The organism is Enterobacter sp. 22466 (genome assembly GCF_052044775.1).
Classification (GTDB): Bacteria; Pseudomonadota; Gammaproteobacteria; order Enterobacterales; family Enterobacteriaceae; genus Enterobacter; species Enterobacter dissolvens.
In genome coordinates this window covers 341,167-355,767 of sequence record NZ_JBQENX010000003.1, presented here as the reverse complement: position 1 = coordinate 355,767, position 14,601 = coordinate 341,167, and the positions used below count along the sequence as shown (strand labels likewise).

The window sequence follows — 14,601 nt, the reverse complement described above, 5'->3', positions numbered from 1 at the left end:
ATCACAATAAACCGATTTATGGCGGTTATGAAAGGTGGGCGGGAATGACGATTTGGCGGGGCTCTGCGCGCCCGTTGATCTGCTCAATCAGCTGTGCGGCGGCCTGACGGCCGGACTCGGCGTAGCCCGGATCGACGGTGATGATCTCCGGGTGCAGGAACTTCATCAGCGGGGTACTGCCTACGCTGGCGACCTGCAGCTCGTCGATGCGCTGTTCCTGTAAATATTTACTTGCACCCAACGCCAGGGTATCGGTCGCGCACACCAGCGCGGTGGTCTGTGGGGTCAGCACGCTGGCGACCTGCTCATAGCCCTGCTTCATGCCAAGCCCGGGCAGGGAGGCCACGGCAGAGAGGTTGTGCTTTTTGCAAAACGCCAGATAGGCTTCATGACGGCGTTTGCCGGTGGTGACGTCCGCGTGCGGTACGCCAAGATAGCTGATATGGCGATGGCCTTTTTCGTACAGGCGCTGCATCAGGGTAATAATCGCCCCTTCATCGTCATAGCAGACGGACGCAAAGCCGTGGGCATCGCGTGCCAGCAAGACCAGCGAGGGTTGCCAGGGTTTGAGCATCTCCTCTTTAATGCCGGTAAAGCCAAACAGCACCACGCCGTCGATGTTGCGTCGCTCAAGCATCCCCAGATGCTCTTCCACCAGCTGTGGCGAGAACTGGCTCTCCATCATGATCGGATCGTAACCCTGCTCATAGAAGGCGGGCAGCATGGTCTGTACGGCGAGGTTTTCAGACAGGGAATCCAGACGCGAGACAATAATGGCGACCACTTTATCGCTCTGTCCGCGCATGGCGCGTGCGGAACGGGAAGGGGAAAACCCGTGCTGATTCATCACCGCCTCGACGCGCTCGCGCGTGCGTTCACTGACACCGCTCTCGTTGTTCAGCACGCGCGATACGGTGGATTTCCCCACGCCGCTTAAACGCGCAATGTCTTTAATCGTAAGGCGGTTTTGCATGCTGTATTCCCTGTAACAACGATAATGGTGTCAAATGAGCCTAATGCTATAGCGCTAATTCGCTATGGGCAAAGTCTGGTTTACGTTCGGTTTATTTGAGGGTGGGTATAATACCGCCCGACGCGCCGCTAAGGGTACGGTTAAATCCTTATACTGCGCGGCGTACCCCTTATTTTTACTTACCGGAGGCGACATGGATCCCGATCCCACACCTCTCCTGACCAGGAGACCCCCTTCTTTCCGGTAAGCCAGCCTTGTGCTGTCTCACCGGTGATGTGAGGCAGCAACGTTCTGAACGTTCCTGCTTGAAAATTTAAGTGCCTGTCAGGTACGGCTTTGCCACGCCTGCAGGAAAGACTGCGTCCGCCCAGGCGGATGCGGGGGAATGACTATGTTTAAAAATATCACCCGGCAGCTACAGGCGCTGCTGAGCCGCCACCTGCCACACCGTCTGGTTCAGCGCGATCCGCTGCCAAACGGCAAAAATCTGTCCGGCGCCACTATTCCCGCCAGCCTCACCGAGCGCTGCCTCAACGTGGCGGCGATGGATGAGAACGAAGTCTGGCGCGCCTTTAACGGACACCCGGAAGGGCTGAACGCGGCTGAAGTGCAAAAAATCCGGGCCGTGCATGGCGACAACCTCATCCCGGCGCAAAAACCGGCGCCGTGGTGGGTGCATCTGTGGATCTGCTACCGTAATCCCTTCAACCTGCTGCTGACCGTGCTGGGCATTATCTCTTACGCCACTGAAGATCTGTTTGCCGCGGGCGTTATCGCCCTGATGGTGGGGATCTCCACGCTGCTGAACTTTATCCAGGAAGCGCGCTCCACCAAAGCGGCGGATGCCCTGAAAGCGATGGTCAGCAACACCGCGACCGTGTCGCGCGTGATTAACGATCTGGGTGAAAACGCCTGGGTCGAACTGCCCATCGACCAGCTGGTGCCGGGCGATCTGGTGAAGCTCGCCGCCGGGGATATGATCCCGGCGGATTTACGCATCATCCAGGCACGCGATCTGTTCGTGGCCCAGGCCTCGCTCACCGGGGAGTCTCTGCCGGTGGAAAAGGTGGCGCGAACTCGCGATCCGCAGCAGATGAACCCGCTTGAGTGCGACACCCTGTGCTTTATGGGCACCACGGTGGTCAGCGGCACGGCGCAGGCGATTGTCACCGCCACCGGTGGCAATACCTGGTTTGGTCAGCTTGCCGGACGTGTGACGGAGCAGGAGAGCGAGCCGAATGCGTTCCAGAAAGGCATTGGCCGCGTCAGCATGCTGCTGATCCGCTTTATGATGGTGATGACGCCGATTGTGCTGCTGATCAACGGCTACACCAAAGGCGACTGGTGGGAAGCTGCGCTGTTTGCGCTCTCCGTGGCGGTTGGCTTAACGCCGGAAATGCTGCCGATGATTGTCACCTCCACCCTGGCGCGCGGGGCGGTGAAGCTGTCAAAACAGAAGGTGATCGTTAAACACCTCGACGCCATTCAGAACTTTGGCGCGATGGACATTCTCTGCACCGACAAAACCGGCACGCTGACGCAGGATAAAATCGTGCTGGAGAACCATACCGATATCGCCGGTAAAACCAGCGAACGCGTGCTGCACAGCGCCTGGCTTAACAGCCACTACCAGACCGGGCTGAAAAACCTGCTCGATGTCGCGGTGCTGGAAGGGGTGGATGAAGAGTCTGCCCGCTCACTCTCTGGCCGCTGGCAGAAGGTGGATGAGATCCCGTTCGATTTTGAGCGCCGCCGGATGTCGGTGGTGGTCAGCGAGCAGCCGGATGTGCACCAGCTGATCTGCAAAGGCGCGTTGCAGGAGATCCTCAATGTTTCCACCCAGGTGCGCTACAACGGCGACATCGTGCCGCTGGACGACACCATGCTGCGCCGCATCAAACGCGTCACGGATAACCTGAACCGTCAGGGGCTGCGGGTGGTGGCGGTGGCGAGCAAATTCCTGCCTGCGCGCGAGGGGGACTATCAGCGTATCGACGAATCCGATCTGATCCTCGAGGGTTATATCGCATTCCTCGATCCGCCGAAAGAGACCACCGCTCCGGCGCTGAAAGCGCTGAAGGCCAGCGGGATCACCGTGAAAATCCTTACCGGCGACAGCGAGCTGGTGGCCGCCAAAGTGTGCCACGACGTGGGGCTGGACGCGGGTGACGTGGTGGTAGGCAGCGATATCGAACACCTCAGTGACGACGAGCTGGCTCAGCTTGCCCGGCACACCACGCTGTTTGCCCGCCTGACGCCGATGCACAAAGAGCGTATCGTCACCCTGCTGCGTCGCGAGGGGCACGTGGTGGGCTTTATGGGCGACGGCATCAACGACGCGCCCGCGCTGCGTGCGGCGGATATCGGTATCTCCGTGGACGGGGCGGTGGACATCGCCCGCGAAGCGGCAGACATCATCCTGCTGGAAAAGAGCCTGATGGTGCTGGAAGAGGGGGTGATCGAAGGGCGTCGGACTTTTGCCAACATGCTTAAATACATCAAAATGACCGCCAGCTCCAACTTCGGTAACGTCTTCAGTGTGCTGGTGGCGAGCGCGTTTCTGCCGTTCCTGCCGATGCTGCCGCTGCATCTGCTGATCCAGAACCTGATGTACGATGTCTCTCAGGTCGCCATCCCGTTTGATAACGTCGACGACGAGCAGATCCAGAAGCCGCAGCGCTGGAACCCGGCGGATCTGGGGCGTTTTATGCTCTTCTTTGGCCCGATCAGCTCCATCTTTGACATCCTGACCTTCTGCCTGATGTGGTTTGTGTTCCACGCCAATACGCCGGAACATCAGACCCTGTTCCAGTCCGGCTGGTTCGTGGTGGGGCTGCTGTCGCAAACGCTGATTGTGCATATGATCCGCACCCGTCGTATTCCGTTCATCCAGAGCCGTGCCGCCTGGCCGCTGATTGTGATGACGGGGATTGTGATGGCGCTCGGCATCGCGCTGCCGTTCTCACCGTTGGCCAGCTACCTGCAGCTGCAGGCCTTACCGCTGAGCTACTTCCCATGGCTGGTGGCGATCCTCGCGGGCTATATGGTGCTGACGCAGATGGTGAAAGGGTTTTATGCGCGTCGGTATGGGTGGCAGTAAAAACATACCCTCTCCCCTTTGGGGAGAGGGGACTGGCTTTCCTCTCAAATTCAACAACCTGTGATCTCCGTCGGCGCATTCGCTTGACGACAAATTGAGCGCATGTTACCAGAATGTTTTGCCTTTATACCCTAAATAATTCGAGTTGCATGACAAAACGCCTATAGCGTTTTGAACAGCGCTTGCGCTGACCCCGTAGGGGCGAGGCCACAGGCCGAGTCACGCGGCAGGGGAGTGAATCCCCGGGAGCTTACATAAGTAAGTGACCGGGGTGAACGAGTGCGGCCAACGCACAGGCAACTTGAAGTATGACGGGTATATTTGGCCCGTCAGATAAGGAACATTCATGTTACGGTACAGTCTCTTAACCGCCGGGCTGCTGCTCGGCGCGTCAGCGTTTGCCGCCCCGGCAGGCGATCTTCCCCTGATGCCCTGGCCTGCGAAGGTTGAACGCCCGACCACTCAGGGCGCGCTGGTGCTTAATAATCAACTCTCCGTAAGCGTCAGCGGAGACGATCTCGGTGACGCCGTTAACCGCCTGCGCCAGCGTATTGCCCTGCAAACCGGCTGGACGCTGCAGCCGCAGACCGACAAACCCGAAAAACCGACCATCCGCATTGCCATCGCCAAAAAAGTGAAGCCGCAGCCGCTGCCGGACAGCGACGAAAGCTACAGGCTGACGGTGGATGCCAACGGGGTGGATATCTCCGCCAACACCCGCTTCGGCGCGCTGCGCGCTATGGAAACGCTGCTCCAGCTGGTGCAAAACGGCGCGGAAAACACCTCTGTACCGTGGGTGACCATTGAAGATTCCCCGCGCTTCCCGTGGCGCGGGCTGCTGCTGGACTCGGCGCGCCACTTTATCCCGCTGGCGGATATCAAACGCCAGATCGACGGTATGGCCGCGGCAAAACTCAACGTGCTGCACTGGCATTTAACCGACGATCAGGGCTGGCGCTTCAGCTCAACGCGCTATCCTAAGCTGACCCAGCTTGCCAGCGACGGGCTGTTCTACACGCCGAAGCAGATGCGCGAGATTGTCCGCTATGCCGCCGCGCGCGGTATCCGCGTCGTGCCGGAGATCGATATGCCGGGCCACGCCTCGGCCATTGCCGTGGCCTACCCGGAGTTGATGAGCGCGCCGGGGCCGTACGAAATGGAGCGCCACTGGGGAGTCTTAAAGCCGGTGCTGGATCCGACCAAAGAGGCCACTTATGCCTTTGCTGACGCGATGGTCAGCGAACTGGCGGCGATCTTCCCCGATCCCTATCTGCACATCGGTGGCGATGAGGTGGACGACAGCCAGTGGAAAGCGAATCCGGCCATTCAGCAGTTTATGCGCGACCACAAGCTGGCGGACAGCCACGCGCTGCAGGCGTATTTCAACCGCAAGCTGGAAACGATCCTTGAGAAACACCACCGGCAGATGGTGGGCTGGGATGAGATCTACCATCCCGATCTGCCCAAAAGCATTCTGATCCAGTCCTGGCAGGGGCAGGACGCGCTGGGACAGGTGGCGCAGAACGGCTACAAAGGGATCCTCTCGACGGGCTTCTATCTCGATCAGCCGCAGTCCACCGCTTACCACTACCGCAATGAGATCGTTCCGCAGGCCTTAAACGGCGTGGACGTGATTGCCGACACCGACAGCGCCCAGAGCTGGGCCTTCTCCATGCCGCGTCTGAAAGGCAAGCCGGTCGAAGGCAGCTTCACGCTGGTGAAAGGGGAGTCCGGCTGGCGCGGATTTATTGATTTTGCCGGCAAGTCCCGCCGCGCGGTGGATAACATTGCGTGGCGCGATGACAATCAGGTGACGTTTACCGTTGATACCTGGATGGGCGAAACGCGCCCGGTGGTGTCGGTTGATAACGATACGCTCACGGGGGATTTCCTGGTGGGGAACGTCCGCTACCCGATCAGCGGCACGCGTCTTGACGAGATCCCCAAGGGCACCCCGCCGGTAGTGCCGGATACCGCAAATCAGGCCAACCTCCTCGGCGGCGAAGCCGCGCTGTGGGCGGAAAACGTGGTCGCGCCGGTGCTGGATATCCGCCTGTGGCCGCGTACCTTTGCGGTGGCGGAGCGCCTGTGGTCCGCGCAGGACGTCAACGATGTCGACAACATGTACACCCGCCTGCAGGCGATGGACAGCTGGTCGACGGTCTCGGTCGGGTTGCAGCAGCACACCCAGCAGCAGGTGCAGTTCACGCGCCTTGCCGGGAATGCCGATACGCTGCCGCTGCAAATCCTCGCCCAGGCGGTGGAGCCTGCGCAGTATTACACCCGCCAGCACCTTAAGTTCCAGGCCGGAAACTACCATCAGTTTGAGCCGCTCAACCGCTTCGCGGATGCGCTGAACGCCGAAAGCGTCACCGTGCGCCAGATGAACAAATGGGCCGACCGTCTGGTGAGCGACGCCGAGGATACCGAAAGTGCCGACGCGCTGCGCCATGTGTTTAACCGCTGGCAGAGCAATACCAGCGACGCGCTGGCACTGAGTGAAAACAGCTATCAGCTGAAGGCGATCAAGCCGGTGATTCAGGAGGTGGATAAGCTGGCCTCGATTGGCCTGAGGCTCACCGATCTGGTGGCGCGTCAGGGCACGCTGGACGATAAAGAGATCGCCTCGATTCAGAGTGAGTTGGATAACGCGGCGAAGGTTCAGGACGAAGTGGTGATTGCGGCGGTGTACCCGCTGGAGACGCTGCTGCGCGCGACGCGGAATCAGTAACCCTCTCCCAGGGGGAGAGGGAATTTATACACCCTCTCCCTTTGGGAGAGGGCCGGGGTGAGGGAATCAGACGACTCAGTGCTTAAGCACCCACGCCTCTTTCCAGTGTGAACCTGTGCCCGGCTCAAACTGGGTCGCATACTTGCTCCACTGCACGCAGTAGCCGCTGTACGGGAAAGGCTTACACTGGTAGGTCTTACCGTCTTTTGGCTGCAGCACCACGGTGCCTGCCTTGTACGACGCGATGTTATCCGGGAAGATGTAGTCATGCTGACCGGTGCTGTTGTCCGCCGCGGCTTCCTCTTCCAGCATCAGGTTCAGCACATCCTGCGCAAACAGCGTGCCGTCTTTATTGGTGGCGTAGTACTTCAGCATGTGGTGACCCGCCTCAACGCCGGTCAGCGTCAGGGTGATGTCCTGATTAGCGTTGTTCATCTCCTGCTTCAGATACGCTTTTTCCGCCCCGTGATGGTTCATGACGTGGGCTTCGAAATCGACGTTACCGTGGGTATTCACATGGAAGGTGACGGTCGCATTGCCGTTCTCGATTTTGCTGTAGTGCAAATTGCTGACGGCGATGGTTTCGTTGACCTCCTCCTTCTGCTCTTCGTAAGAAATCGCAACGGACTGCAGGGCGCTGCCCTCTTTGACGAAGACGCTGTTCGCGCCATGAACCGGGCTAATCTCGCCACCCTCATCCTTCACCCCGACGCGAATGTCCTGGTGCGCGGTGTTAATTTTCTGCGCCAGATCGTACGACCACTGGTTGGCATCCCCCTGCGCGGCCGTGGCGATCGTCATTTCCGTGCGCAGGGACGTCACTTCACCGTGCGCATCGAAGAAGCGGGCAATGATCTTATCGCCGACGTTCAGGTTATTTCCCGCAATCTGACCGCTGAGGACTTTGCTCCACTCTGATTCGATGCTGGCACCGTCATCCGGGGTAACATTGCCGCCGTTACCGAAATCAACGTCAATGGCCTGGTAGAAACTGTTCGAGGTATCCGCTATTTCCCAGACACCATAAATCACCTGGTAACCCGTTCGCGCAGGTACATTACAGGTCATGGCTTTCCGCATCGCAGGGGCCTGGCCATTTCCATTCACGGTACAGAACGGGGTTAATTCAAACTGATCGCGGGTCAGGGGTTTATTCGGATCCCAGTTTTGTTTGGTGATGTAGTAACGCCAGTTGGTGGTTTTGTGCGGCGCGGTGTGATACCAGACAAACTCATGTGGGCCGGCAGTCATGGGGCTTTTCGTCCACGCGTTCAGGCTCTGTTTATCCAGCTGGGAGTAATTCGCAATCCCCGCGCTGGCAAGCTGGCCGTCTGGCGGCATCGCACCGCCCGGGAAGCCGGAGGTTTTCTCCACGCTCTGCGGTTCATACTGAACGGAGCCACAGTCAATGTTTTGACCGAGCTTGCACATATAAGCGCGGCTGGCAGGAGACTCAATATATCCGTGCGCTAAAGCGGATGAGGCAACGGTCAGGGTAGCCATCGCAAGGGCAATCTTTGATAATTTCATTGTTAGTCCATTAATAATAAATACGCAGGGTGATGTTATTAATGGCGGGTGGGGAAGGTCATGCTGTGGTGAGAGGAAAAATAACCAAAAAAAATGGACAGCCGAAGCTGCCCATTCTCTGCTGCTATCAATCAGCGACGTACGGCAATCGCTTCGATTTCAATTTTCACGTCTTTTGGCAGACGAGCCACTTCCACGCAGGAGCGCGCCGGGAAAGAGGCGTTATGCTCGGTGAAGAACGCTTCGTAAGTGGCGTTAACGGTGGCGAAATCGTTCAGATCTTTCACGAAAACGGTGGTTTTCACGATGTCGCCCACTTTCAGGCCTGCGGATTCCACGATCGCCTGCACGTTTTCCAGCGACTGACGCGCCTGCGCCGCTACGTCGGCTGGCACTTCACCGGTCTTCGGGTTCACCGGGATCTGGCCAGAGGTAATAATCATGCTACCCAGATCAACGCCCTGAACGTATGGGCCGATAGCCGCTGGTGCATTTTCCGTCGCGAGTACTTTGGTCATGATTTCTCCAGAATAACAGCTGATTTAAGAGTCCCGGCCATTATAGGGAGGCCGGGATCCTTTACCAACCTCAATTAGTTGGCCAGCACCACATAATGAGAAAACTCTTTTTCGCAGTATTTGCATTTGAGTGCGATGTCATCGGCGCGTTTTTTCACTGCGAAGCTGGAGGAAACCGGCTCCGCGTGGCTGATGCAGTTGCTGTTCGGGCAAACCAGCACGCTCTCAATTCGCTCCGGCAGGCTTGGGCGTGATTTACCCACCACGTCGTAATCGTCGATGCGGTTCACCGTGGCGTCCGGCGCGTACAGCGACAGCTGGTTAACCTGCTCGTCGGTCAGGAAGGTGTTCTCGATCTTGATCAGGTCCTTGCGGCCCATTTCGCCTGACGGCAGGTTCAGGCCAATGGTGATGCGCTGGTCGGTTTCGGTCAGTTTGAACAGCGTCAGCAGCTTAAAACCAACCTGCGCAGGGATGTGGTCAATCACGGTGCCACGTTTGATGGCTTCAACCTGGAGTTTGTTATCGTGTGTCATTGTTGTTTCCCCTTACAGAGCCAATTCGCGATTCAGAACCAGTGCCAGTAACGCCTGGCGGGCGAAGATGCCGTTTCCGGCCTGCTGGAAGTACCAGGCGTGCGGCGTTTTATCCACGTCTGTGGTGATCTCATCGATGCGTGGCAGCGGGTGCAGCACCTTCATGTTGTCGCGCGCGCCCTCGAGGTCGCTGGCGCGCAGCACAAACTGCGCCTTCACGTTGGCGTACTCGGACGGATCCAGACGCTCTTTCTGCACGCGGGTCATATACAGAATATCCACGTTGCCCATCACCTCTTCGATGCTGGCGTGCAGGCTCCACGGGATGCCTTTTTCGTCCAGCATGTCGAGAATGTACTGCGGCATCGCCAGCGCGTCCGGGGCGATGAAGAAGAAGCGGTTGCCGTTGAATTTCGCCAGCGCCTGGGTCAGGGAGTGAACCGTGCGGCCATATTTCAGGTCGCCAACCATGGCGATGTTCAGGTTTTCCAGACGGCCCTGGGTCTCCTGAATGGTGAACAGATCCAGCAGGGTTTGCGTCGGGTGCTGGTTGGCGCCGTCACCGGCGTTCAGCACCGGGATACCGCCGGAGAACTCGGTCGCCAGACGGGCTGCGCCCTCCTGCGGGTGACGCATTACAATCGCGTCAACGTAGGTGCTGATCACTGAAATGGTGTCCGCCAGGGTTTCGCCTTTTTTACCCAGCGACGTGTTGCTGCTGTCTGAGAAGCCCACCACGCTCGCGCCCAGGCGGTGCATGGAGGTTTCAAAGGAGAGGCGGGTGCGGGTCGAGGCTTCAAAGAAGCAGCTCGCAATCACCTTGTGCTTCAGCAGCTCCGGTTGCGGATTGGCCTTCAGTTTTGCCGCGGTTTCCAGAACCAGTTCCAGCTCTTCGCGGCTGAGGTCGTTTATGGAAATGATGTGTTTTTGATAAAGCGGATTCATGTTTATCTCCTGACGCCGGGCAAAAAAAAGCCCCTCAAATGAGGGGCTCTGGGAATAGGTTTAGCAACGGGAAGAAAAACGGCAGGCCAGCGTCTGATTTCAGACGCGGTAAGACGTTATGTCGAACACGCTTGACCATGCTTCCTCCCGGCAAATTGTCGGGCATTATACGCACCCCGATGTCCGGATCAAGCAATTTAATGCACGCTTTACTCAATGCAAACGGTTCTTTATGAATATTAATGCGTTCTGAGTAAATAATTAATTTGCTTATGCACCAGCGCGGTACGCTTCACCACCCGGGGGGCGACCCAGACAATACTGCTTCCGGCAACCACGCCTAAAATTTCCGGTAACTGGTGATAATCCAGAATGCGCGCCACCGCGCGGCCATATCCGGCCACGGTATGAATAAGGATAAATTCGCTATTATGCTCCACGCTGACCACCATTTCGGAAACGGTACGCGCGGCGTCGGGGGCAGGGCGCAGAAGAGGATTCAACGAATAAATCTTTAGCCCTTTGGCATTTCGAATTTTTATGACACCAAGCAACTTGAGCAGACGTGAAACGGTGGACTGGCTGATGGTCTCAAAACCACGCTCCTGCAAATCGCGGCGAATCTCTTCCTGGGAGAGATAGCTCTTTTCCGCGATCAGACGCTGGCACACCGTAAGCTGCAGTTGCTCTTTGGGAGAGTACTCTTCGTAATCCATCATAGTTCCCATATTAGTTCCCGAAATAACCGGTGGCACCGCACCGATCCGTAGGCCGGATAAGCGCAGCGCCATCCGGCAAATTACAACAATGCCCCCAGACTTAACGCCACCATGATCACCACCGTCAGGATCGCCAGCAGCGGCGCCACCCATTTCAGGTAGCGCACGTAGGGCACGCGGGCGATAGCCAGCCCGCCCATAACCACCGCGGAGGTGGGCGTCACCAGGTTAACGATACCGGAGGCTGACTGGTAAGCCGTGACTACCAGGTCGCGGTTGACGTTAGCGAAATCGGCAAGCGGTGCCATGATCGGCATCGTCAGAACGGCCAGGCCGGATGAAGAAGGCACAAGAAACGACAGCACCACCTCCAGCCAGTACATCACGTTGATAAACGCCACCGTGGACAACCCGCTGACCAGCCCTTCCGCGCTGTGTAAAATGGTGTGGGTAATCATGCCCTTATCCATGATGACTACGATACCGCGGGCAATACCGATAATCAGCGCGACGCCCAGCAAATCTCGTGCGCCGTTGATAAACGTTGAGGTCAGCTCCTCTTCACTCATGCGGGCGATCAGGCCGACGATAATGGCGCTGGCGAGAAACACCGCCGAGATCTCCGCCATCCACCAGCCCAGCACCGCCACGCCGTAAATCATCACCGCGAAGGCGAGGGCGAAAATCACCAGGATGATTTTGCGCACCGGGGTAAATTCCAGCGACTGTTCCCCCTTGTTGCCAAGGAAATGGGCGCGGTTCTCTTCCTGTTTGTCTGCGACGATGGAGAGAGACGGATCCTGGCGCACCTTACGGGCGTAACGCATTACCCACGCCACGCAGATGATCCAGCCGATGACCAGCAGCGCCACGCGCAGGGCGATCCCGTTGGTGAAGGGGATCCCGGCGGCGTTGGCGGCGATCACCGTGGCGAAGGGGTTGATGGTAGAGCCGAGCGTGCCGATCCCCGCGCCGAGCAGCACGGTGGAGGCCGCGACAACCGGATCAAAACGGGCGGCAAGCATTACCGGCACCAGCAGGGTGTAGAACGGCAGTGACTCTTCGGCCATGCCGTAAATGGTGCCGCCTGCGGCAAACAGCGCCATCAGGATCGGGATCATCCACTCCTCGCGGCCGCGCAGTCGGGTGGTGACGCGCTCGATCCCGGCGTCGATCGCCCCGGTTTTGGTGACGATCCCGAGAAATCCCCCGATGATCAGGATAAACAGCGCCACGTCGATCGCCCCGGCCTGGCCGGACTCCGGATCGTACAGCCCGGCAATGGGAGCCATCAGGACGGAAACCAGCCCCTGCGGGTGGGCCGCCACGTGCGCGTAGGTCCCGGCAACCGGCACGTCCTTACCGAGCGCCTCGTTCATTGCCATATGGTACTGTCCGGCCGGAATAATCCACGTCAGCACGGCCACGACGGCAATCAGAAAAAAGAGAATGGTGTAAGCGGAGGGAAACTTAAACTTGCCCATGATGTTCTCCTGAACCCCGGCGCACCCCGTGGCGCGCCGGGCGGTGATTAGTCGCCGAGTGTCGCCACCATGACGGCTTTTATGGTGTGCATACGGTTTTCTGCTTCGTCGAAGACAATAGAGTTTGGTGATTCAAAGACCTCTTCCGTCACCTCCAGCCCTTTCAGGCCGTAAGCCATCTCAATTTCGCGGCCCACTTTGGTGTGTTCGTTGTGAAACGCCGGCAGGCAGTGCATAAACTTGACGTTCGGGTTGCCGGTGGCCTTCATCACCTGCGCGTTAATTTGATACGGCTTCATCAGGCTGACGCGCTCGGCCCAGGCCTCCTTCGGCTCGCCCATGGAGACCCACACGTCGGTGTAGAGGAAATCTGTTCCCTGCACGCCTTCTTCCACGTCGTCGGTAAGGGTGATGCGTGCGCCCGTTTCTTTGGCGATGGCGCGGCACTGTTCAACCAGCCCCGCTTCCGGCCAGAAGGATTTTGGTGCCACCAGGCGAATATCCATCCCCATCTTGGCCGCGCCGACCATCAGCGAGTTGCCCATGTTGTTGCGCGCGTCGCCCAGATAGGCAAAGCTCAGCTCCGGCAGGGTTTTGCCCGGCGAGTGCTCCAGCATGGTCATCAGATCGGCGAGGATTTGGGTGGGGTGGAACTCGTCAGTCAGGCCATTCCACACCGGCACACCCGCGTACTCGCCCAGCTCTTCGACGATGGTCTGGCCGTAACCGCGATATTCGATGCCGTCATACATACGGCCCAGCACGCGGGCGGTGTCTTTCATCGACTCTTTATGGCCAATCTGCGAGCCGCTTGGGCCGAGGTAGGTGACCTGCGCGCCCTGGTCGAACGCGCCCACTTCAAAGGCGCAGCGGGTGCGGGTGGAGGTTTTTTCAAAAATCAGGGCGATGTTTTTCCCGACCAGAGTTTGCTTCTCACGCCCGGCTTTTTTGGCCGCTTTCAGTTCGATGGCGAGGTCAATCAGGTACTGGATCTCCGCCGGGGTGTAGTCCAGCAGTTTGAGGAAGTTGCGGTTTTTCAGGTTGATGGTCATGGGTAAATCCTTTTTAAAATTTAGCTGTCTGGTGCCCTCACCCCGGCCCTCTCCCACGAGGAGAGGAAGAGTCGGGTGAGGGGAAAACGACTCAGTTACGAATCAACGTGCCTTTCTCGCCCGCGAGGATCTCCGTGCCGTCGGCCAGCGCGCCGATCCCGGCAATCCCGTTGCAGGCCTCAACAAACTCGCGACAGGCGGCCACTTTCGGCCCCATCGAGCCGGCGTCGAACGCCATGCCCTTGAGCAGTTCCGGCGTCACCTGCGCCAGCGGGCGCTGGGTTGGTTTGCCCCAGTCGAGGTACACCGCGTCGGCGTCAGTGAGGATCAGCAGGGCATCCGCCTCAATCTGGCGCGCCAGCAGGGCGGCGGAGAGGTCTTTGTCGATCACCGCCTCAATGCCGTGATAGCCGTTGGCGTTTTCCACCACCGGCACGCCGCCGCCGCCGTTGCAGATCACCAGGTGGTCGCGCTGGATCAGCGCCGCGATGGCATCGCTCTCAACGATCCGCTTCGGCTGGGGAGAGGGCACCACGCGGCGGAAGTAGCTGCCGTCGGCCCTGAACACCCAGCCTTTTTCCGCCTGTAGCGTTTTTGCCTGGGCTTCGCTGTAGACCGGGCCGATGTACTTGGTCGGGTTGCTGAAGGCCGGATCGTCGGCGTCCACCTCCACCTGGGTGAGCAGGACGCTCACCTCGCGCTGGGGCAGGCTGTTTTTTAGCGCCTGCTGGAGCATGTAGCCGATCATCCCCTGGCTTTCGGCGCCGAGAACGTCCAGCGGGTAGGGGGCGACTTTGTCGTAGGCGCTGTTCTGCAACGCCAGCAGCCCGACCTGCGGCCCGTTGCCGTGCACCAGCACCACGCGCCACTGCGCCGTCAGCCCGGCGATGGTGCGGGCGGCCTGCTCGATGTTCTGGCGCTGGATCTCCGCTTCCAGCGGCTCGCCGCGTTTGAGCAGCGCGTTGCCGCCAAGCGCCACAACCAGAGTGGGTTTTCGTTCCATAGTGGCTCCT

At 58.9% G+C, this 14,601-nt stretch carries 12 protein-coding genes; 2 read left to right on the top strand and 10 right to left on the bottom strand.

The annotated features are described in order from the left end of the window. Positions 1–25 precede the first annotated feature (25 nt). Positions 26–973, bottom strand: coding sequence for a trehalose operon repressor TreR (gene treR / locus ACTJJI_RS11500; protein ID WP_014830453.1), 948 nt, complete (start codon positions 971–973; stop codon positions 26–28). Positions 974–1,364: 391 nt separating this feature from the next. Between treR and mgtA the strand changes: the two genes are divergently transcribed. Together mgtA and ACTJJI_RS11490 are read left to right on the top strand one after the other, a co-directional pair. Next, positions 1,365–4,073, top strand: a complete 2,709-nt coding sequence (gene mgtA / locus ACTJJI_RS11495; RefSeq protein ID WP_333090070.1) for a magnesium-translocating P-type ATPase — start codon at positions 1,365–1,367, stop codon at positions 4,071–4,073. Positions 4,074–4,419: 346 nt separating this feature from the next. Further along, a complete protein-coding gene (locus tag ACTJJI_RS11490; RefSeq protein WP_440654114.1) occupies positions 4,420–6,804 on the top strand; it encodes a beta-N-acetylhexosaminidase in 2,385 nt (794 codons plus the stop codon). Between the two features lie 75 nt (positions 6,805–6,879). On the opposite strand, the gene gbpA is transcribed toward ACTJJI_RS11490, so the two are convergent. The 9 genes from gbpA to ACTJJI_RS11445 all read right to left on the bottom strand — a co-directional run bounded on the left by gbpA (position 6,880) and on the right by ACTJJI_RS11445 (position 14,591). Next, positions 6,880–8,334, bottom strand: a complete 1,455-nt coding sequence (gene gbpA / locus ACTJJI_RS11485; protein WP_440654112.1) for an N-acetylglucosamine-binding protein GbpA — start codon at positions 8,332–8,334, stop codon at positions 6,880–6,882. Positions 8,335–8,465: 131 nt separating this feature from the next. After that, the gene (gene ridA, locus ACTJJI_RS11480; RefSeq protein ID WP_006810315.1) at positions 8,466–8,852 is read right to left on the bottom strand and encodes a 2-iminobutanoate/2-iminopropanoate deaminase; all 387 of its coding nucleotides are present in this window, start codon (positions 8,850–8,852) and stop codon (positions 8,466–8,468) included. 74 nt (positions 8,853–8,926) lie between these two features. Then, on the bottom strand, positions 8,927–9,388 hold the full coding sequence (pyrI, locus tag ACTJJI_RS11475) for an aspartate carbamoyltransferase regulatory subunit (RefSeq protein WP_014830457.1): 462 nt from the start codon (positions 9,386–9,388) through the stop codon (positions 8,927–8,929). Between the two features lie 12 nt (positions 9,389–9,400). Then, on the bottom strand, positions 9,401–10,333 hold the full coding sequence (gene pyrB / locus ACTJJI_RS11470; protein WP_014830458.1) for an aspartate carbamoyltransferase: 933 nt from the start codon (positions 10,331–10,333) through the stop codon (positions 9,401–9,403). Between the two features lie 34 nt (positions 10,334–10,367). Then, positions 10,368–10,472, bottom strand: coding sequence for a pyrBI operon leader peptide (locus ACTJJI_RS11465; RefSeq protein ID WP_022646880.1), 105 nt, complete (start codon positions 10,470–10,472; stop codon positions 10,368–10,370). A gap of 100 nt (positions 10,473–10,572) precedes the next feature. Continuing rightward, complete coding sequence (locus ACTJJI_RS11460) at positions 10,573–11,052, bottom strand: arginine repressor (protein WP_043951733.1); 480 nt, start codon at positions 11,050–11,052, stop codon at positions 10,573–10,575. An 80-nt stretch (positions 11,053–11,132) separates the two neighbouring features. Further along, positions 11,133–12,536 carry a YfcC family protein gene (locus ACTJJI_RS11455; protein ID WP_014830460.1) on the bottom strand — a complete coding sequence of 468 codons (1,404 nt, stop codon included), beginning with the start codon at positions 12,534–12,536 and terminating at the stop codon, positions 11,133–11,135. A gap of 47 nt (positions 12,537–12,583) precedes the next feature. Further along, positions 12,584–13,588 carry an ornithine carbamoyltransferase gene (argF, locus tag ACTJJI_RS11450; protein ID WP_219280501.1) on the bottom strand — a complete coding sequence of 335 codons (1,005 nt, stop codon included), beginning with the start codon at positions 13,586–13,588 and terminating at the stop codon, positions 12,584–12,586. A gap of 91 nt (positions 13,589–13,679) precedes the next feature. Then, entirely contained in the window at positions 13,680–14,591 is a 912-nt protein-coding gene (locus ACTJJI_RS11445; protein WP_440654108.1) for a carbamate kinase, read from the bottom strand. Positions 14,592–14,601 lie beyond the last annotated feature (10 nt).

Bases quoted from the DNA above. Each gene is read 5' to 3' on its own strand.
- pyrB (WP_014830458.1), bottom strand. From the start codon at position 10,333: ATGAATCCGCTTTATCAAAAACACATCATTTCCATAAACGACCTCAGC.
- mgtA (WP_333090070.1), top strand. From the start codon at position 1,365: ATGTTTAAAAATATCACCCGGCAGCTACAGGCGCTGCTGAGCCGCCAC.
- ACTJJI_RS11460 (WP_043951733.1), bottom strand. From the start codon at position 11,052: ATGATGGATTACGAAGAGTACTCTCCCAAAGAGCAACTGCAGCTTACG.
- ACTJJI_RS11445 (WP_440654108.1), bottom strand. From the start codon at position 14,591: ATGGAACGAAAACCCACTCTGGTTGTGGCGCTTGGCGGCAACGCGCTG.
- pyrI (WP_014830457.1), bottom strand. From the start codon at position 9,388: ATGACACACGATAACAAACTCCAGGTTGAAGCCATCAAACGTGGCACC.
- ACTJJI_RS11490 (WP_440654114.1), top strand. From the start codon at position 4,420: ATGTTACGGTACAGTCTCTTAACCGCCGGGCTGCTGCTCGGCGCGTCA.
- treR (WP_014830453.1), bottom strand. From the start codon at position 973: ATGCAAAACCGCCTTACGATTAAAGACATTGCGCGTTTAAGCGGCGTG.
- ridA (WP_006810315.1), bottom strand. From the start codon at position 8,852: ATGACCAAAGTACTCGCGACGGAAAATGCACCAGCGGCTATCGGCCCA.
- argF (WP_219280501.1), bottom strand. From the start codon at position 13,588: ATGACCATCAACCTGAAAAACCGCAACTTCCTCAAACTGCTGGACTAC.
- ACTJJI_RS11465 (WP_022646880.1), bottom strand. From the start codon at position 10,472: ATGGTCAAGCGTGTTCGACATAACGTCTTACCGCGTCTGAAATCAGAC.
- ACTJJI_RS11455 (WP_014830460.1), bottom strand. From the start codon at position 12,536: ATGGGCAAGTTTAAGTTTCCCTCCGCTTACACCATTCTCTTTTTTCTG.
- gbpA (WP_440654112.1), bottom strand. From the start codon at position 8,334: ATGAAATTATCAAAGATTGCCCTTGCGATGGCTACCCTGACCGTTGCC.